An 18,870-nucleotide genomic window follows, 5' to 3' on the forward strand; every position below is an offset into this window, starting at 1 on the left:
CCGCCTCAGCGCCTGACCTTGTCCACGTCGAGATCGACGTCGACGGGGAAGCCGATGTCGGTGCGCAGCCGGCCGCGATGGATGCCGGTGGGCAGATAGGCCTTGACGGCGGGCTCCAGCTCGAAGGTGTAGGCGACGGGGCGGTCGTCCTCCAGCTCGACGCGCCAGAAGTGTTTGATGCCCGCGCTCGCGTATTTGCTCGGCTTGGTGGTGCGGTCTCTGTCGCGGGACTCCTCGGAGACCACCTCGACGACCAGATGAACGTCTGCCGGCTTGAAAGTGGTGAGGCCGATCTGCTGGGCGGCAGCGGTCTTCACCAGCATGATGTCCGGCTCGGGGCGCTGGCGCAGGCCCAGGGTCACGGTCATCTCCCGGATGACGACGAGGTGGTCGGGCGGGCGGAGCTCCCTTTCCAGCAGCCTGAGAACAAGCATGTGGAACATTGTCTGGGGCGACATCATGATGAGCCCACCATCGATCAGTTCGACGTGCGGGGGCGCGTCGGGGGGGAGGTGATCGAGCATGTCGGCGGTCCAGCCGCCCGGAGGGCCGGGGTAGAACCATTCCGGAAAGGCTGTGGTCATGACGACGCCTCCTCGGAGATGTGACCCTTCGGAATCATGATGCCACAGTGGGTGGTGTCAGGGCTGCTCTTTGCGGTCCTGCATGGTCCTGCGGTAGAGCTCGTCGATCTCCTGGAGGGGGTCGGGGGCTGGGCGGCGGGCCTCGATCTCCAGGTCGGTGCGGGTGCGCAGGTCCTCCAGGCCGGTGGCCGAGTGTTGCACCTGGTCGCTGAGGAGATCGGCGCGGATGCGGGCGCACATGGCCGTCAGCTTCGCCTGGTGCTCGCGCAGCGTGCCCAGCGTGGCGTGGTCGACGTAGCGCGAGACGCGGGCCTGCTGCGCGTACATGCCGAGCTGGCCGTCGTGCACGTCGGCCTGGGCCGTCAGGTCGGACAGCAGGCGGGGCAGGTCGCCCAGGCCCCAGCCCTGGCGCTGGGCCTGCTCGACCGCCTGGCGGGTCAGCGAGACCTCGCGGCGCAGGTCGAGGCGGAGGCGCTCGACCTCGGCGGCGTCGCCGGCGCCCATGGCGTTGACGTGCGTGGTCAGCCGGGTGGTGGCCTCCCGGGCCTTGACCGCGGCCTTCTTGCCGACCTTGACCAGCACGTAGACGCCGACCCCGGCGATCAGCAGCAGGAACGCCAGGATGACCAGCACGATCATGAGGAGCTCGCCGATCGGGGACACCTCCTGTGTGGGGCTCTTGGTTTCGAGGATAGTGCCCCCGCGGCGATGGGAAAGGCCCGGCAGCGGGGTGAACGCTGCCGGGCCTCTCGTCATGCGGGCGCGGGGCGGGGGCCACTGAGCGCCCGCACGGCCGGCGGGCCGCCGTGGGGCGGACGCGGAACCCGACGGTACGGAACGAAGCGGGCGCGCCACATCCGCCTGGCAGGTGTTGACGCGGTGACCGGTGCCGCGCTACCGGTCAGATCCGGTTCCGGCGGGCGCGCCGGCGGCGGACCTTCCTGATCACCCACCAGGCGATCAGCGCCAGCAGGATCAGGGCGAGGATCACCAGGACCGGCGCGAACACCGCCACCAGGCTCAGGCCCAGGGCGCCGCTGTCTTCGGCGACGCTGGCCACCGGGGCGCCGGCGCCCGCCGTGGTGGCGTTGACCACCGGCCGGGCAGCGGTCTTCAGCAGGTGCACGGCCAGCGCCATGACGATGCCCAGCACCCAGCCGAGCCAGGGGTTCTCCGCCATCCAGGCCGAGCTGTCCAGCTCGGCCGCCGCGGTGGTGGCGCTGAACACCACGCCGCCGGACGCCGGCCGGACCGCCGTCTGGATCACGTCGTTCACCGTGTCGACGGCCGGCACCTTGTCCAGCACGAACTCGGCGGCCAGCAGCACCGCGATCACCCCGAGCACGCCCCAGTTCGACAGCCAGGCGTACCCGTCGGGCAGCTTCACCGCGTCGGTGACGTTGGCGAGCACGCCCACGACCAGCAGGGGGATGTAGGCGTTCAGCCCGGCGGCGGTCGACAGGCCGAGTCCGGTCAGAGTGGCGAACATGGTTCTAGTCTGCCCGCGCCGCCTCGTCCATGAGGGACGGAAGCTCCGCGCCGGTGAACTCGGCCACCGCCCGCTCGTACTTCTCCATCCCCCACGACCAGAAGTCGAAGTCGATCGGCTGGTCCGCGCCGTCCTGGATCGACGCCCACAGGGTCCAGCCGTACTTCGCCATCAGCCCCAGCAGCCGGGCGCGCGCGATCTTGTGGCGCAGGCGGCGGCCGTAGTAGGCGGTCACCAGCTCCTCCAGCTGGCCGGGCGAGAGGTCCGACTCGCTCCACAGGTTGCCCAGCTCGAAGCAGGGGTCGTTGTTGCCCGCGTACTCGTAGTCGATCAGCCAGAGGCGCTGCCCGTCGTCGATGATGTTGCCGGCCAGCAGGTCGTTGTTACACGGAACCGTCGCTTCCCGCCGCACTTCCAGACATTTCTGGATTTGAGCGACCTGGGGCATGAACTCCAGATACCGCGCCGGCAGCCGGAACCCGCGCTCCCGCACGATCCCGAGATACCGCCGCTGCACGTCGAACATGTCGAACTCGCGGGGAAAGCGCGGCCCCGCGTGCAGCCGCCGGCACGTCTCGGCCAGCCGGGGCAGGTTCGCCGGGTCGCGCACGTCGGCCTCGGTGAACGTACGCCCGGGGATGTAGCCCACGACCAGCCCCTCACCCGGCAGATAGGCGTGCACCGGAGCGCCCACCCCCGCCTCGGCGGCGGCCAGCGTCGCCAGGTGCTCGGCGTCCCTGTCGATGAAGAGCAGCGAGCCGTCGCCGCCGAACACCCGCACCACGAACGTCCCGCCGTCGGTCGTCACCTTGAAGTTGCGGTTCGTCAGCCCGCCGGGCAGCTCCTCCACGGAGCGCGGCACGCCGGACAGGAGGGGGATGCGGTCGAGGATCTCGAGCACGGCCATGGTCGATGCTAAGCCGACGCGCGTTAAACGGTCTAGACCTTTAGAGTCACCGAAGGTTAGCCTCGCCGCATGAGCGACTCCGCGCGCATCGTGATCATCGGGGGTGGCGTCGGCGGCGCCTCCGTCGCCTACCATCTGACCCTGCTCGGCGAGCGGGACGTGATCCTGCTGGACCGGGACGAGCTCACCAGCGGCTCGACCTTCCACTCGGCGGGGCTGGTCGGCCAGCTCCGCGCCGACCCCACGCTGACCAGGATGAACCAGTACTCCGTGGAGCTCTACCGGACACTGGACGCGGGCTGGACCGAGTGCGGCGGCATCAAGCTGGCCTCCACCCCCGAGCGGATGGCCGAGATCCGCCGCCAGATCGGCTGGGCGCGCACCTTCGGCCTGCCGCTGGAGGAGATCTCCGTCGCCGAGGCGGCCGAGCTGTTCCCGCTGATGAGCACCGAGGGCGTGGTCGGCGCCGCCTACCTGCCCACCGACGGCCAGATCGACCCCTCCCGGCTGTGCTACGCGCTGGCGGCCAGGGCCAGGGAGGGCGGGGCGCGCGTCCGTACCCGCACCAGGGTGCTCGGCCTGGACGTCACGGACGGCCGCGTGACCGGGGTGCGCACCGACCAGGGCGACATCGCCTGCGAGGTCGTCGTCAACTGCGGCGGCATGTTCGCCGCCGAGATCGGCCGCATGGCCGGCGTGCGCGTGCCGATCGTGCCGATGTCGCACCAGTACGTGGTCACCGAAGGCTTCCACGAGCACCGCGACCTCCCCACGCTGCGCGACCCCAACCTGCTCGTCTACTACCGGCAGGAGGTCAGCGGGCTGGTCATGGGCGGGTACGAGCGCGAGTGCGCCCCCTGGACGGCCACGGCCGCCTCCCACGACGCGATACCCGCGGACTTCAACGGCCGGCTGCTGCCCGAGGACTGGCCGCGGCTGGAGGAGATCTTCGACAACTCCCGGCTCCGCGTGCCCGCCATGGCCGACGTCGGCATCCGCAAGCTGATCAACGGGCCGGAGGCGTTCACCCCGGACAACGAGTTCATCCTGGGCGAGACCGAGGTCGGCGGGTTCTACGTGGCGGCCGGGCTCTGCGCGCACGGCATCGCGGGGGCGGGCGGCATCGGCAAGGTGATGGCCGAGTGGATCGTCGAGGGCGAGCCGTCCATGGACCTGTGGCACATGGACGTCCGCCGGTTCGGCGCCCAGTACCGCTCGCCGTCCTACACGCTCGCCCGCGCGGTGGAGAACTACGAGACCTACTACGACATCCGCTACCCGGGCGACGAGCGGCGGGCCGGCCGGCCGCTGCGGGTCTCTCCCGCGTACTCCTGGCACCGCGGCCACGGTGCCGTGTTCGGCGAGAAGTCCGGCTGGGAGCGGGTCAACCACTACGGGAGCGACGCAGGCGCCGGCGACGGCGACGAGCGGCCGCGCGGCTGGGCGGGGCGCAACTGGTCGCCCGCCATCGGCGCCGAGCACCGCGCCACGCGCGAGGCCGCCGGCCTGTTCGACGAGAGCTCGTTCGCCAAGATCGAGGTGACCGGCCCGGACGCCGCCGCCCTGCTGGAGTGGGTCTGCGACAACCGGGTGGCCCGCGCGATCGGCGCGGTCACGTACACGCAGGCGCTCAACCGGCGCGGCGGGATCGAGTGCGACTTCACCGTCACCCGGCGCGGCGAGCGGGAGTTCCTCATCGTCACCGGCACCGCGTTCGGCTCGCACGACCTCGGCTGGCTGCGCAAGCAGGCCCGGCTGCGCGGCGCCGACGTCCGGATCGCCGACGTGACCGGCCAGTACGCCTGCTTCGCGCTGTGGGGGCCGCGCGCCCGCGACATCCTCGGCGCGCTCACCCCCGACCCGCTCGGCTTCCCGTTCATGACCTCGCGCGAGCTGACCGTGGGCGACGTGCCCGTGCTGGCGCTGCGGGTGACGTTCGTCGGCGAGCTGGGCTGGGAGCTCTACTGCTCCAGCGAGTACGGGCTCGCCCTGTGGGAGACGCTGTGGCGGGCGGGCGAGCCGCACGGCATGGTCGCCGGCGGCTACAAGGCCATCGACAGCCTGCGCCTGGAGAAGGGCTACCGGGTGTGGGGGGCCGACATCGGCCCCGAGACCACCCCGTACGAGGCCGGGCTCGGTTTCTGCGTCAAGATGGACAAGGAGTTCCTCGGCCGGGAGGCCCTCGACCCGCGGCCGAAGCGCAGACTGCGCTGCGTCACGCTCGGCGACCCCCGTGCCGTCGCGCTCGGCAACGAGCCGGTGCGCGTCGACGGCGAGGTGGCCGCCCGCGTCACCTCCGGCGGCTACGGCTACACCGTCGGGTCCTCCATCGCCTACGCCTACCTGGAGGCCGAACCGGGCACCAAGGTCGAGATCGAGGTGGAGGGCACGTGGGTGCCAGGCACCGTCGTCAAGGAGCCGCTGTGGGACCCGGCGGGGGAGCGGGTCCGCTGACCCCGGACCGCACCGAGATCCGCACCCGGTCCGGCCGGAACAGGTCGCGGGCGTGCTCGACAGGCGTGCCGTCGCCGGCGTAGGCGGTGCGCTCGATCCGCATGAGCGGCGCGCCCGGCTCGATGCCGAGCTCCGCCGCCTCCGCCGGGCCCGCGACCACCGGGTCGAGGTGCTCCAGCGCGGTGCGCGGCGCCAGGTCGTAGCGCTCGGCCAGCAGCGCGTACAGCGACCTCGTCAGGTCCTCCTCCAGGAAGCCGGGCAGCGCGGGGAAGAACGAGCGCTCCAGCGCCACCGGCGAGCGGCCCGCCGAGCGCACCCGCGCCACCTCGTGCACCGGCTCGCCCGCCGCGAGCTCCAGCGCGGCGGCCACCGGGGCCGGCGCGGGCACCGTGCGCGCCACCAGGACGCGCGCCTCGGCCCGCAGGTGAGCGCGGCGCATCTGCTCGGTGAACCCGGCCAGCCCTGTCAGGTCGCACTCGACGCGCGGCTCGGCCACGAACGCCCCGCCCGCCCGGCCGGGCACCCTGATCAGCACCCCGTCGGACTCCAGCCGCGCCAGGGCCTGCCGGAGCGTCATCCGGCTCACTCCGAGCCGCCCGGCCAGCTCCCGCTCCCCGGGCAGCCGGTCACCCGGCGCCAGCTCGCCCCGGTCTATCGAGTCGAGCAGCCACCGTTCGATCTGCACGTGCGCGGGCACGCCGGTGCCCCGCTCCAGCTCAGGCGGTGTCCCGACCACACCGCATACTGACACGCTTCGGGGGCTGAGCGCCAAAGCGGGTGAAGCGTCACTCCGCCAGCCGGTTGAGCCGATCCAGCGCCTCGCCGAACTCGCTGATCATCTCGTACACCACCTCGCGGGCCGGCTTGACCTGGTTGAGCTGCCCCACCACCTGGCCGACGAAGTAGCCGGCCAGCTCCAGCGCGCCCGGCTCGCCCCGCTCGGCCGCCGCCGTGATGCGGGCCATCGCGTGCTCGGCCACCAGCATCTGCAGCGGCATGCCCAGCGGGCCGGGGCTCTCCTGGCCGTGGTCCCACTCCTCGGTCCACGCGGTGGCGAGCTGGCGGGCCGGCTTGCCGGTACGCGAGCGGGACCGGACCGTGTCCAGCGACGAGGCCGCCAGGAACTTGCGCTTGACCGCCTGGGGCGTCTCCGCCTCCTCCGTGGTCAGCCAGACCGAGCCGCACCAGACGCCCTGCGCGCCGAGCGCCATCGCCGCCGCCATCTGACGGCCCGAGGCGATGCCGCCGGCGGCCAGCACCGGCACCGGCGCGACCGCGTCCACCACCTGCGGCGTCAGCACCAGGGTGGAGATCTCGCCGGTGTGGCCGCCCGCCTCGGTGCCCTGCGCGACGATGACGTCCGCGCCCGCGGCCACCTGCCGGCGCGCGTGCTCCACGGTGCCGACCAGCGCCGCCACCGGCACCCCCGCCGCGCGCGCCCGCGCCACCATCTCCGGCGGCGGCGGGCCCAGCGCGGAGGCGATCAGCCCGATCGGGTGCTTGAGCGCCACGTCGATCAGCCCGGTCGCGCCCGCCGCCGACACCCGCCGGGCGAACTCGTCGGCCGCCGCGCCCACCGGCTGCTGCCCGGGCCCGCCCACGCCGTACTTGGCCATCAGGTGCGTGACGAAGTCGCGGTGCCGCTCGGGGATCAGCCCGGCGACCCGCACGCCGCCGAGGGCGGCGGCGTCCACCTTGCCGGGGACGAGCACGTCCACGCCGTACGGCCTGCCGCCCACCTGCTCGTCGATCCAGGTGAGCTCCACGTCGAGCTGTTCGGGGGTGTACGCGATCGCGCCCAGCACACCGAACCCGCCCGCGTTCGTCACCGCCGCCACCACGTCACGGCAGTGGCTGAAGGCGAACAGCGGGAACTCGATGCCTAGACGCTCGCTGATGGCGGTCCGCATGCACCGACGCTAACCGCCAGAAGCATGTTCGGTCCAGATGGTCAGGAAGCGGCCAGCGGCGAGACGCCCGGCGCGTGCCAGCCTAAGTCCGCGTCGTACGCCCGCACGAGCTTGGCCGGCACCCCCGCCACCACGCTGTGGTCGGGGAACTCGCCGCGCACCACCGCGCCGCCCGCCACCACGCACTGCCGCCCCAGCCGGGTGCCGGGCAGCACGATCGCGCCCGCGCCCAGCCATGAGCCCGACCCGATCGAGACCGGGTTGTTGCGCGGCCACTGCCGGCCGATCGGCACGTCGGGGTCGTCGTAGACGTGGTTCTGGTCGGTGATGTAGACGTACGGGCCGGTGAAGACGTCGTCACCGATGTCGATCGACTGGTGCGCGACCACGTGCGTGCCGCGGCCGATCGAGCAGCTCTCGCCGATCCGCAGGATCGAGTCCGGGCCCAGGTCGGCGCCCGGCCACATGCCGCACGACAGCGACACGCGCTCGCCGATCAGCGTGTGGTCGCCGATCTCGATCCATTCCTCGCCGAAGATCGCCCCCGGGGGGAAGGCGATCTTCGCTCCCTCGCCCAGATGGCGGAACCGGTAGCCGGCGGGAGTGCGCGGGGTGATCGCGCCGGCCTCCCGGACCGCCGCGTAGGCACGGTGGATCAGCGTGCCGATCGCCCGCCGTACAAGTGACATAAAGACCAAAGTTACCGCTTGGTCATACCGTTCGGGCATGTGAGGGGCGTTGTTTGATATCCTGAGAGCCCGTGGACACTAGCCACACCTAGCCACGGGAGCCTCCTTGCGCAGCGCCACGCAAACCAAGCATCTGTTCGTCACCGGCGGCGTCGCCTCCAGTCTCGGCAAGGGGCTCACCGCCTCCAGCCTCGGCCGCCTGCTCAAGGGCCGCGGACTCCGGGTCACGATGCAGAAGCTCGACCCCTACCTCAACGTCGACCCCGGGACGATGAACCCGTTCCAGCACGGCGAGGTCTTCGTCACCGACGACGGCGCCGAGACCGACCTCGACGTCGGCCACTACGAGCGCTTCCTCGACACCGACCTGCACGGCTCGGCCAACGTGACCACCGGCCAGGTCTACTCCAACGTCATCGCCAAGGAGCGGCGCGGCGAGTACCTCGGCGACACCGTCCAGGTCATCCCGCACATCACCAACGAGATCAAGGACCGCATCCGGGGCATGGCCGGCCCCGACGTCGACGTGGTCATCACCGAGGTGGGCGGCACCGTCGGCGACATCGAGTCGCTGCCGTTCCTGGAGGCCGTGCGGCAGATCCGCCACGAGGTGGGCCGCGACAACGTGTTCTTCCTGCACGTCTCCCTGCTGCCCTACATCGGCCCGTCGGGCGAGCTCAAGACCAAGCCCACCCAGCACAGCGTGGCCGCGCTGCGCAGCATAGGCATCCAGCCCGACGCCATCGTGCTCCGCTCCGACCGGCCCGTCCAGGTCGCGATCAAGCGCAAGATCAGCCTGATGTGCGACGTGGACGAGGACGCCGTGGTCAGCTGCGTCGACGCCGCCTCCATCTACGACATCCCGCGCGTCCTGCACTCCGAGGGGCTCGACGCGTACGTGGTGCGCCGCCTCGGCCTGCCCTTCCGCGACGTCGACTGGAAGGAGTGGGACCAGCTCCTGCGCCGCGTGCACCGGCCGGCCAAGGAGGTCACGATCGCGCTGGTCGGCAAGTACATCGACCTGCCCGACGCCTACCTGTCGGTCACCGAGGCGCTGCGCGCGGGCGGGTTCGCCAACGACGCCAGGGTCAACATCCGCTGGGTCAAGAGCGACGACTGCGAGACCCCCGAAGGCGCCGAGCGCGAGCTCGACGGCGTCGACGGCGTGCTCATCCCCGGCGGCTTCGGCGTGCGCGGCATCGAAGGCAAGATCGGCGCCATCCGCCACGCCCGGGAGAACAAGATCCCGCTGCTCGGCATCTGCCTCGGCATGCAGGGCATGGTCATCGAGGCCGCCCGCGACATGGCCGGCCTGGAGGACGCGAACTCCGCCGAGTTCGACCCCGACACCAAGCACCCCGTCATCTCCACCATGGCCGACCAGGAGGACGTCGTCGCCGGCGAGCGCGACATGGGCGGCACCATGCGGCTCGGCAGCTACACCGCCAAGCTCGGCGAGGGCACCCTCGCCCGCCAGCTCTACGGCAAGGCCAAGGCCGCCGAGCGCCACCGCCACCGCTACGAGGTCAACAACGCCTACCGCGAGCGGCTGGAGAAGGTCGGCCTGGTGTTCTCCGGCGTGTCGCCCGACGGCCGCCTGGTCGAGTACACCGAGCTGCCCGCCGACGTGCACCCGTTCTTCATCGGCACCCAGGCCCACCCCGAGTTCCGCTCCCGGCCCACCCGCGCCAACCCGATGTTCAAGGGGCTCATCGGCGCCTCGCTCGCCTACGCCGACAGCAGGGTGGCGGCTAAGGTGGCCAAGTGAAGATCGGCTCGGGTGACCGGCAGGGGGCGGAAGCGGGTGCGGACATGATCCAAGACACGCCCGAGTCCTGGGAGGTCGTCGAGACCAGGAAGCGGTTCGAGGGCTACGTGATCGACGTGGTCACCGACACCGTGCGGATGCCGCGCGACGAGACCGCCGACCGCGACTACGTCCGCCACCCCGGCTCGGTCGGGGTGCTCGCGCTCGACGACGACCGGCGGGTGCTGCTCATCAGGCAGTACCGCCACCCCGCCCGGCGGCTGCTGTGGGAGCTGCCCGCCGGGATCCGCGACGTCGAGGGCGAGCCGCTGGTCGAGGGCGCCGCCCGCGAGCTGGCCGAGGAGGCCGGCTACCGCGCCGCCACCTGGCACACCCTCGTCGACATCCTCACCTCGCCCGGCTGCTCCGACGAGCGCATCCGCGTCTTCCTGGCCCGCGGCCTGGAGAAGATCCCCGACGAGGAGAACCACTTCGAGCACCGCCACGAGGAGATCGGCATGCCGGTCGAATGGGTGCCGCTCGACGACGCCGTGCGCCGCGTGCTCGCGGGGATGATCCACAATTCTGCGGCCGTGGCCGGTATTCTCGCCGCATATGCGGCCGCGGCCGACGGGTTCGCCGGCCTGCGCCCGGCGGACGCTCCGGAGGCATGAAGGAAAGGACCATTCCCGTGGAGGCGGTGCTGTCCAGCTACCTCGCCCACCTCGCGGTGGAGCGCGGCCTGGCCGCCAACACGCTCGCCTCCTACCGGCGCGACCTGCGCCGTTACGCCGAGCACCTGCGCTCACGCGGCCGGGCCGAGCTCGACCAGGTGGCCGAGTCCGACGTACGCGCCTTCCTCGCCGCGCTGCGCGAGGGCGACGGCGAGCACCCGGCGCTCGTGGCCAGCTCGGCCGCACGCGCCGTGTCCGCCGTGCGCGGCCTGCACCGCTTCGCGCTGCGCGAGGGCGTCACCGTGCACGACCCCGCCCACCAGGTGCGCCCGCCACGCCAGCTCCGCAGGCTTCCCAAGGCCGTCTCCGTCGACCAGGTCGAGCGGCTCATCGCCGCCTCGGGCCCCGACGGCGCGCCGCTCACCCTGCGCAACCGCGCCCTGCTGGAGGTCCTCTACGGCACCGGCGCCCGCATCTCCGAGGCCGTCGGCCTGGCCGTCGACGACCTGGAGGACGACCAGGTGCGGCTCTGCGGCAAGGGCGGCCGCACCCGCGTGGTCCCGCTCGGCCGCTACGCCCGCGCCGCGCTCGACGCCTACCTCGTACGGGCCAGGCCGGGTCTGCTGGCCCACGGCCGCGGCACTCCCGCCGTGTTCCTCAACGCCCGGGGCGGGCGGCTCACCCGCCAGGGCGCGTGGGAGGTCCTGCAGGCCGCCGCCGAACGGGCCGGACTGGCCGGGATATCTCCCCATGTTCTCCGCCATTCGTTCGCAACACACCTCCTCGACGGCGGCGCCGACGTTAGGGTGGTGCAGGAGTTGCTCGGCCACGCCTCCGTGACGACCACCCAGGTCTACACGCTGGTCACGGTCGACAAACTCAGAGAGGTGTACGCGGCGGCGCATCCCCGCGCCCGTCAGTGATCTATAGTCTTTTGGGTCGTGCGGCACTCCGGCGTGCCGCCTTGCCGCGTTAAGTGGTGACGCCATAGTGTCCGTCCGGACGGTCCGGTTCGGGATCGTCAGGGAGGTTCGAGCTGGTGACTGTGAAGACCAACGGTTCGACCCCGGGGACCCCCGACAACCCCTGGGGTGACACCAAGACCAACGCGCCTTCCAAGGGCGTCAACCTGGGCCCCACGCAGCGGCCCCGCCCGGTGTTCCCGGAGCCGGTGCCGCGCGACGTCCACGGCCCGGCCCGCGTGGTCGCCATGGTCAACCAGAAGGGCGGGGTCGGCAAGACCACCACCACCATCAACCTCGGCGCCGCCCTCGTCGAATGCGGTCTCAAAGTGCTGCTCGTCGACTTCGACCCGCAGGGCGCGCTCTCCGTCGGCCTCGGCATCAACCCGCTGCAGCTCGACCTCACGGTCTACAACCTGCTGATGGAGCGCAACGTCAGCGCCGAGGACGTGCTGCTGGAGACCGGCGTCGAGGGCCTCGACCTGCTGCCCAGCAACATCGACCTGTCCGCCGCCGAGGTCCAGCTCGTCACCGAGGTGGCCCGCGAGCAGGTGCTCGGCCGCGTCATCAAGCCGCTGCTGCCGCACTACGACGTCTGCCTCATCGACTGCCAGCCGTCGCTGGGCCTGCTCACCATCAACGCCCTCACCTGCGCGCACGGCGTCATGGTGCCGCTGGAGTGCGAGTTCTTCGCGCTGCGCGGCGTCGCCCTGCTCATGGACACCATCACCAAGGTGCAGGAGCGGCTCAACGAGGACCTCGAGATCGAGGGCCTGCTCGCCACCATGTACGACGCGCGCACGCTCCACGGCCGCGAGGTGCTCGCCCGCGTCGTGGAGGCCTTCGGCGACAAGGTGTTCCACACCGTGATCAACCGTACGGTGCGCTTCCCCGACGCCACGGTGGCCGGCGAGCCGATCACCACCTTCGACCCGTCCTCGCTCGGCGCCAACGCCTACCGCGAGCTGGCCCGGGAAGTGCTCTCGCGCTGGCCGCAGCCTGCCACAATGGCGAGGTGACAGAGCAGCAGGCCGAGCCCCAGGGCTTCCAGGTCCACCTGGACGTCTTCGAAGGGCCCTTCGACCTGCTGCTCGGGTTGATCTCCAAGCACAAGCTCGACATCACCGAGGTCTCCCTCTCGCAGGTGACCGACGAGTTCATCTCCTACATCCGCTCCCGCGGCCCCGAGTGGGACCTCGACCAGACCAGCCACTTCCTGCTGGTCGCGGCCACCCTGCTCGACCTCAAGGCGGCCCGGCTGCTGCCGTCCGGCGAGGTCGAGGACGAGGAGGACCTCGCCCTGCTGGAGGCCCGCGACCTGCTGTTCGCCCGCCTCCTGCAGTACAAGGCCTACAAGGAGGTCGCCAAGATCTTCGCCGGGCGGATGGCCGACGAGGCGCTCCGCTTCCCGCGCAGCGTCCCCATGGAGCCGCAGTTCGCCGGCCTGCTGCCGGAGCTGGTGCTCGGCATCGGCCCCGAGGAGCTGGCCCGCATCGCCGCCCGCGCCTTCACCCCCAAGCTCCCGCCGACCGTCGGCGTCGGCCACATCTACCAACCGCTCGCCAATGTGCGCGAGCAGGCCGCTATTCTGGTGGAGCGCCTGCGCCGCATGCGCAGAGCCACTTTCAGGGCCCTGGTCGCCGACTGCGAGGGCACCTACGAGGTCATCGCCCGCTTCCTGGCCGTCCTGGAGCTGTTCCGGGAGTCCGCGGTCAGCTTCGAGCAGGTCGAGCCACTCGGCGACCTGCACGTCACGTGGACGGGCACCGACGACGGCGACGTCTCGGTGGGAGACGACTACGAGGAGAGCCCGGAGAAACCCGCAGATGGCTGACGACTCCCGCCCGCGCAAGGACCTGCCCGCCTGGATGACCCTCCCCGGCTCCCTGATCCCGTCCTCTCCCGAGGACCTCCAGGACGCCGCGGAGGCCCCCGAACGTGTCGATCCACAGGAAGAGCCTGAGGACGCCCGTTTCGAGGAGCCCGTCACTGAGACACCTCCGCACGAGGCGCCGGGTCCCGAGCTCAAGCCGGCTCCGCAGGAAGAGCCTGAGGACGCCCGTTTCGAGGAGCCCGTCACTGAGACACCTCCGCACGAGGCGCCGGGTCCCGAGCTCAAGCCGGCGCTGGAGGCCATCCTCATGGTCGTCGACGAGCCCGTACGAGAGGTCACCCTGGCCCAGGTGCTGGAGCGGCCCACCCACGAGGTGGCGGCGGCGCTGCGTGAGCTCTCAGCGGAATACGAAGCCTCCGCGCGGGGTTTCGATCTGAGGCAGGTCGCGGGAGGGTGGCGATACTATTCGCGCCCCGCGTACGCGCCGCTCGTGGAGCGGTTCGTCCGTGACGGCCAGCAGGCGAGGCTGACCCAGGCCGCGCTTGAGACGCTCGCGGTCGTGGCCTACCGGCAGCCGGTGAGCCGGGCGCGGGTGGCCGCCGTGCGCGGCGTCAGCAGCGACGGCGTCATGCGGACGCTGGTCGCGAGGGGGCTGGTCGAGGAGGCCGGCACCGACCCGGAGAGCCAAGCCGTGCTCTACCGGACAAGCTCATACTTCCTTGAGCGTCTGGGACTGAACGACGTCAGTGAGCTTCCCGAGCTCGCGCCGTTCCTCCCCGACGACGTGGAGAACATCGAGGAGACGACGAAGTGATCAACAGGCGAAGCACCCCGTCCGGTGATGGACGCGGTCGAGGACGCGCCGGCGGCTCCGGCCGCGGCGGGCGTCCCGCCTTCCGCTCGGACGATTCGCGCGGCCGTACGCGCCGCGACGACTCCCGTGACGGTTCCCAGCGAGACGAGCGCCGGGGTTCCGGCAGAGACGACTTCAGCGGCGGCTCCCGCCGCGACGACGCGCGCGGTTCCTCGGGCGGGTCCTACCGTGGGGACGACGCGCGCGGGGGTTCCCGCGGTGGCGGTTTCCGCGGGGACGACCGCCGGGGTTCCGGCGGGGGTATCCGCAGCGACCGTCGGGGTTCGCGGGACGACCGCGGCGGATTCCGCCGTGACGACGCGCGTGGGTCTTCGGGCGGTTCGTTCCGTCGCGATGACGCGCGTGGGTCTTCGGGCGGGTCCTTCCGCCGTGATGACGCGCGCGGGTCTTCGAGTGGTTCGTTCCGTCGTGATGACGCGGGCGGTTCCTTCCGGCGTGATGACGCGCGCGGGGGTTCCCGCGGTGGCGGTTTCCGCGGCGACGACCGTCGGAGTTCCGGCGGGGAGTTCCGTGGTGACCGTCGGGGTTCGCGGGATGACCGTGGCGGATTCCGGCGTGATGACGCGCGCGGGTCTTCCGGCGGGTCCTTCCGTCGCGATGACGCGCGTGAGGGTTCCCGTCGTGAGGGGTTCCGTGGCGATGACCGCCGGGGTTCCGGCGGGGAGTTCCGTGGTGACCGTCGGGGTTCGCGGGATGACCGTGGTGGGTTCCGGCGTGATGACGCGCGTGGGTCTTCAGGCGGTTCGTTCCGGAGTGATGACGCGCGTGGGTCTTCAGGCGGTTCGTTCCGGCGTGATGACGCGCGTGGGTCCTCCGGCGGGTCCTTCCGTCGTGATGACGCGCGCGGAAGCTCGCGTGGGGAGGACCGGTACGGCCGGGACCGGGGCGACGGACGTGACTCGCCGCGCGCCGGCAGGGACGGCGGTACGCGGGCCAGGTACGGGCATGACGGCGGCCGTTCCGAGCGGCCCGCGCGGGACGACCTCGGCTTCTCCGGCGACGACATCGAGTACGAGTCCTCCGGCGGCGGGCGCGCGGAGGAGCGCGGCGGGTTCCGGGTGGACCGGAGCGGGCGCAGGGAAGGCCCCCAGGGTTCGTCGCGGGCCCGTTACGGCAGGCGCGACGAAGGAGACCGCGGCGGCTCGGGCCGCACGCCCCGGCGGGACGAAGGCGCCCGCAGCGGGCGGGTAACCAAGCGCGACGGCGTCCACACGCTGGGCGACTCGCGGCGCGGCGCCGGCGAGCGGACCACGCCCAAGGACCGGTTCAAGACCGCACGCCAGCCCGTCCGCGACCGCGACTTCTACCCCGAGGGCTACACCGACGAGCGTGACACCACCGAGGTCCCGGGCGGGGTGCGCCTGCAGAAGGTGCTCGCCCAGGCCGGGGTCGCCAGCCGCAGGGCCTGCGAGGAGATGATCGGCGACGGCCGCGTCACCGTGGACGGCCAGGTGGTGCGCAGGTTCGGTGCCAAGGTCGACCCGGCCAAGCAGGTCATCCACGTCGACGGCAGGCGTATCCCGACCGCGCCCGACCTGGTCTACTACGCGCTGAACAAGCCGATCGGCGTGGTGTCGACCATGGAGGACCCGCAGGGCCGGCCGTGCCTGGCCGACTTCGTGGAGGAACTGGCTCCGCGGCTGTTTCACGTCGGCAGGCTCGACACCGAGACCGAGGGCCTGCTGCTGCTCACCAACGACGGCGAGCTGGCCAACCGGCTCACCCACCCGAGCTACGGGGTGCCGAAGAAGTACTGGGCCAAGGTGCCCGGCCCGATCCCGCGCGACCTGGGCCGCCGGCTCAAGCAGGGCATCGAGCTGGAGGACGGCATCGCCAAGGCCGACGACTTCCAGATCGTGCAGGAGCACGGCCAGCAGGCGCTGGTCGAGGTGGTGCTGCACGAGGGACGCAAGCACGTCGTACGACGCATGCTGGAGGAGTCCGGCCACCGGGTCATCGACCTGGCCCGCATCGAGTTCGGCCCGGTGAAGCTGGGCCGCACCAAGCCCGGCACGCTCAGGGCGCTGACGCTGCGTGAGGTCGGCGAATTGTACGCCGCGGTGAAGCTGTAACCTGGCCACGACGCTGGAGCCCGTGCGAATCTCCGCACGGGCTCTCCCGCTATAGAAGGAGCGAAGCGCATGGTGCGGGCGATCCGCGGCGCGATCCAGGTGGACGCCGACGACCGTAACTCGATCATCGAGGGGACGACCGAGCTGGTCGCCCAGGTCATGGAGCGCAACGAGCTCACCACGGACGACGTGATCAGTGTGCTGTTCACCGCCACTCCCGACCTGACGGCAGAGTTCCCGGCGCTGGCGGCGCGCAAGCTGGGGTTCCACGAGGTGCCGCTGATCTGCTGCACCGAGATCGGCGTGCCGGGTGCGCTGCCCAGGGTGGTGCGGCTCATGGCGCACGTCGAGACCGACCGGCCCCGCTCGGCGATCCAGCATGTGTATCTGCGCGGCGCCGTCGCGCTCCGTCAGGACATCGCCCAATAAATCGCCCAATAATCTGCCCGTACGACTCCCGTACCGAAATCAGGACAACGACATGGCCTCCGAACTCCGCACCGTGCTGGTTGTGGGCACCGGTCTCATCGGCACCTCGCTGGCGCTCGCGCTGCGCAAGCACGAGGTGCGCGTGCTGCTCGCCGACCGAGACCAGGGGGCCGTGCGGCTCGCGCGCGAGCTCGGCGCCGGTGAGGAGTGGCGGCCCGGCGAGAGCGCCGACCTGGCGGTGATCGCGGTGCCGCCCGGTTACGTCGCCACCGAGCTGCGGCGGCTGCAGGAGGGCGGCGCGGCGCGGTTCTTCACCGACGTGGCCAGCGTCAAGGCGGAGCCGATCGACCGGGCGCGCGAGCTGGGGTGCGACCTGTCCGCGTACGTGGCCTCGCACCCGCTGGCGGGCCGTGAGCGGTCCGGGCCGGGCGCGGCCAGGGCCGACCTGTTCCTGGGGCGGCCGTGGGCGTTCTGTCCCACGCCCGAGGCGTCCGCGGAGGCGACGGCGGCGGTGCTGCGGCTGATCGAGCTGTGCGGCGCGAACGCGGTCGAGGTCGACGCGGCCGAGCACGACCGGGCGGTCGCGGTGGTCTCGCACGCCCCGCACGTCGCGGCCTCGGCGGTGGCGGCTCGCTTGGCCGACGCCTCCGATGTGGCGCTCGGCCTGGCCGGTCAGGGGGTGCGCGACGTGACCAGGATCGCCGGCGGTGATCCCGGCCTGTGGCTGGGCATCCTGTCCGGCAACTCGGCCCCGGTCGCCGAGGTGCTGGAGGCGGTCTCCCGCGACCTGGCGGAGGCGGCGTCGGCGCTGCGGGCGCTGTCCGGGGGCGACGGCACCGCGTCCGGCGAGCTGACCCAGTTGCTCAAGCGCGGGGTCGTGGGCCACGGGCGGATCCCGGGCAAGCACGGCGGCCCGGCTTCGGCGTACGCGGTCGTCCAGGTCGTCATCGGTGACAGTCCGGGCCAGCTGGCGCGCCTGTTCCAGGTGTGCGACGAGGTCGGGGTCAACGTCGAGGACGTCCGCCTGGAGCACGCCCCCGGCCTGCCCCTGGGCGTGGCCGAGCTGTCGGTGCAGCCCGACGCGGCCGGCTCGCTGAGCCAGGCCCTGCGCGAGCGCGGCTGGCAGGTGCCGTAGCGGCATGGTGAAGGGTCCCGGCGTGGTGCCGGGACCCTTGGTGGTTCAGCGCCGGGTGATCGCTTGGCTGACGGCGTTGGGGCCGTCGTACTCGCGGTCGGGCATGGCTTCCAGGGCGCGCATCGTGTCCTGGTCGGCGCCGTGTTTGCGGGCGGCCTCCAGCAGGTCGGCCTTGGAGGCCGGGTAGTCGACACCCTTGAGGTGCTTCTGCAGCTGGATCGGGTTCGGTGCTGTAGTCATAACCCATTGCTACCCAAAAGTCACAGATTGTAACGATCAAGCGCTTTTCGTGCTCGTTCGACCTCCGGCGGCAGTGCCTCGCGCCGGGCCAGGGCGCGGCGCAGCCGGGGGAGGGCGTCGAGCAGGCCGCGCCGGCCCGCCCTGCCTTGACGCAGGGCGTCCAGCGACCGCCGGGCCACCACCGGCCACGGACGGCGCAGCAAGGCTGTCAGCAGCGCGTTGCGCGCCGCCAGGGCCTGCCGGGCCGCAGGGTCGCGAGGAGGCGTCGGGTGGTGGTGCGCCACCACGTCGTCGGCGTAGGCGAGACCCCAGCCGTGCGCGGCCAGGTCCAGCGCCAGCCGCTCCTCCTCGCCGAAGAAGAACACCACGTCGTCGAAGCCGCCGGCCTCCAGGAAGGCGTCCCTGCGCACCATCGCGCCGCACGCCAGGAAACCGAGCACGCTCGGGCCGGGCAGGTCGGCGGCGACCCCCAGCGGCGAGCGGCGCATCTCCTCGCTGACCGGGTCGAGCCGCTCCTCGGGCCCCACCAGCACGCGCGCGCCGAGCACGGCCAGGCGCGGGTGGGCGTCGAAGAGCCCGGCCGCGCGCTCCAGCGCCCCGGGCGCCCACCACGAGTCGTCGTCGGCGAAGGCCACGTACGGGGTCCGCGCCAGCCGCACGCCCACGTTGCGGGCGGGCGCGCCGAGGTTGCGGCCGTTCTCCACGACCTGGACGTGCGGGTGGTGACGGCGGACGAACCCGGCGGTGCCGTCGGTGGAACCGTTGTCCACCAGGATCACCGGGCCGCGGTGGCGGGGGAGCGAGCGCTGCAGCGTGCGCAGGCGGTCGCGGGTCACCACCACCACCGTCACCTTGCTGTCAGCTCTCACG

18 protein-coding genes and 1 pseudogene are annotated in these 18,870 nt (G+C 72.0%); 10 read left to right on the forward strand and 9 right to left on the reverse strand.

All coding sequences use genetic code 11. The features are described 5' to 3' along the window. Positions 1 to 5 precede the first annotated feature (5 nt). The 4 genes from AB0K05_RS06965 to AB0K05_RS06980 all read right to left on the reverse strand — a co-directional run bounded on the left by AB0K05_RS06965 (position 6) and on the right by AB0K05_RS06980 (position 2,980). Positions 6 to 584 carry a Uma2 family endonuclease gene (locus tag AB0K05_RS06965; RefSeq protein WP_364227317.1) on the reverse strand — a complete coding sequence of 193 codons (579 nt, stop codon included), beginning with the start codon at positions 582 to 584 and terminating at the stop codon, positions 6 to 8. 57 nt (positions 585 to 641) lie between these two features. Further along, positions 642 to 1,247, reverse strand: coding sequence for a hypothetical protein (locus tag AB0K05_RS06970; protein WP_271278552.1), 606 nt, complete (start codon positions 1,245 to 1,247; stop codon positions 642 to 644). A gap of 238 nt (positions 1,248 to 1,485) precedes the next feature. Further along, on the reverse strand, positions 1,486 to 2,073 hold the full coding sequence (locus AB0K05_RS06975) for a DUF4126 domain-containing protein (protein WP_148032591.1): 588 nt from the start codon (positions 2,071 to 2,073) through the stop codon (positions 1,486 to 1,488). 4 nt (positions 2,074 to 2,077) lie between these two features. Next, positions 2,078 to 2,980, reverse strand: a complete 903-nt coding sequence (locus tag AB0K05_RS06980; protein WP_148032590.1) for a choline/ethanolamine kinase family protein — start codon at positions 2,978 to 2,980, stop codon at positions 2,078 to 2,080. 69 nt (positions 2,981 to 3,049) lie between these two features. Between AB0K05_RS06980 and AB0K05_RS06985 the strand changes: the two genes are divergently transcribed. Continuing rightward, entirely contained in the window at positions 3,050 to 5,434 is a 2,385-nt protein-coding gene (locus AB0K05_RS06985; protein ID WP_364227320.1) for an FAD-dependent oxidoreductase, read from the forward strand. On the opposite strand, the gene AB0K05_RS06990 is transcribed toward AB0K05_RS06985, so the two are convergent. The 3 genes from AB0K05_RS06990 to AB0K05_RS07000 are packed head-to-tail and all read right to left on the reverse strand — an operon-like array spanning position 5,391 to position 8,033. Further along, a complete protein-coding gene (locus AB0K05_RS06990) occupies positions 5,391 to 6,170 on the reverse strand; it encodes a GntR family transcriptional regulator (protein WP_345483078.1) in 780 nt (259 codons plus the stop codon). The two genes, AB0K05_RS06985 and AB0K05_RS06990, sit on opposite strands and share 44 nt — an antisense overlap. A 49-nt stretch (positions 6,171 to 6,219) precedes the next feature. Further along, positions 6,220 to 7,344, reverse strand: a complete 1,125-nt coding sequence (locus AB0K05_RS06995; RefSeq protein WP_271278135.1) for a nitronate monooxygenase family protein — start codon at positions 7,342 to 7,344, stop codon at positions 6,220 to 6,222. 41 nt (positions 7,345 to 7,385) lie between these two features. Next, the gene (locus AB0K05_RS07000) at positions 7,386 to 8,033 is read right to left on the reverse strand and encodes an acyltransferase (protein WP_219550934.1); all 648 of its coding nucleotides are present in this window, start codon (positions 8,031 to 8,033) and stop codon (positions 7,386 to 7,388) included. Between the two features lie 106 nt (positions 8,034 to 8,139). On the opposite strand from AB0K05_RS07000, the gene AB0K05_RS07005 reads away from it, so the two are divergent. From AB0K05_RS07005 to AB0K05_RS07045, 9 genes and pseudogenes are all read left to right on the forward strand, one after another. Then, a complete protein-coding gene (locus tag AB0K05_RS07005) occupies positions 8,140 to 9,801 on the forward strand; it encodes a CTP synthase (protein ID WP_148032585.1) in 1,662 nt (553 codons plus the stop codon). 44 nt (positions 9,802 to 9,845) lie between these two features. Continuing rightward, positions 9,846 to 10,454 (forward strand): NUDIX hydrolase, encoded by a 609-nt coding sequence (locus tag AB0K05_RS07010; RefSeq protein WP_148032584.1) that lies wholly within the window; start codon positions 9,846 to 9,848, stop codon positions 10,452 to 10,454. Then, positions 10,451 to 11,377, forward strand: a complete 927-nt coding sequence (locus AB0K05_RS07015) for a site-specific tyrosine recombinase XerD (RefSeq protein WP_148032583.1) — start codon at positions 10,451 to 10,453, stop codon at positions 11,375 to 11,377. Before AB0K05_RS07010 ends, AB0K05_RS07015 begins: the two co-directional genes overlap by 4 nt. A gap of 206 nt (positions 11,378 to 11,583) precedes the next feature. Further along, positions 11,584 to 12,435 carry a ParA family protein gene (locus AB0K05_RS07020; protein ID WP_246641192.1) on the forward strand — a complete coding sequence of 284 codons (852 nt, stop codon included), beginning with the start codon at positions 11,584 to 11,586 and terminating at the stop codon, positions 12,433 to 12,435. Then, a complete protein-coding gene (locus AB0K05_RS07025) occupies positions 12,432 to 13,250 on the forward strand; it encodes a segregation/condensation protein A (protein WP_219550938.1) in 819 nt (272 codons plus the stop codon). Before AB0K05_RS07020 ends, AB0K05_RS07025 begins: the two co-directional genes overlap by 4 nt. A 274-nt stretch (positions 13,251 to 13,524) precedes the next feature. Next, positions 13,525 to 14,064: pseudogene (scpB, locus tag AB0K05_RS07030) on the forward strand (SMC-Scp complex subunit ScpB); the annotation flags it as partial. Between the two features lie 1,118 nt (positions 14,065 to 15,182). Beyond that, positions 15,183 to 16,196: a pseudouridine synthase gene (locus AB0K05_RS07035; RefSeq protein ID WP_364227327.1), complete on the forward strand. Its 1,014-nt coding sequence runs from the start codon at positions 15,183 to 15,185 to the stop codon at positions 16,194 to 16,196. Between the two features lie 69 nt (positions 16,197 to 16,265). Further along, positions 16,266 to 16,625, forward strand: coding sequence for a chorismate mutase (gene aroH, locus AB0K05_RS07040; RefSeq protein WP_148032581.1), 360 nt, complete (start codon positions 16,266 to 16,268; stop codon positions 16,623 to 16,625). 52 nt (positions 16,626 to 16,677) lie between these two features. Then, complete coding sequence (locus AB0K05_RS07045; RefSeq protein ID WP_219550940.1) at positions 16,678 to 17,760, forward strand: prephenate dehydrogenase; 1,083 nt, start codon at positions 16,678 to 16,680, stop codon at positions 17,758 to 17,760. Between the two features lie 45 nt (positions 17,761 to 17,805). Here the strand turns inward: AB0K05_RS07045 and AB0K05_RS07050 are convergent, their stop codons facing one another. Both AB0K05_RS07050 and AB0K05_RS07055 read right to left on the reverse strand, forming a co-directional pair. Further along, entirely contained in the window at positions 17,806 to 18,000 is a 195-nt protein-coding gene (locus AB0K05_RS07050; RefSeq protein WP_148032579.1) for a DUF2795 domain-containing protein, read from the reverse strand. A gap of 20 nt (positions 18,001 to 18,020) precedes the next feature. Continuing rightward, on the reverse strand, positions 18,021 to 18,869 hold the full coding sequence (locus tag AB0K05_RS07055; RefSeq protein ID WP_364227332.1) for a glycosyltransferase: 849 nt from the start codon (positions 18,867 to 18,869) through the stop codon (positions 18,021 to 18,023). Between the last annotated feature and the right edge of the window lies 1 nt (position 18,870).

Origin of the sequence: Nonomuraea sp. NPDC049486 (assembly GCF_040676925.1) — a bacterium.
GTDB classification, from domain to species: domain Bacteria; phylum Actinomycetota; class Actinomycetes; order Streptosporangiales; family Streptosporangiaceae; genus Nonomuraea; species Nonomuraea ferruginea.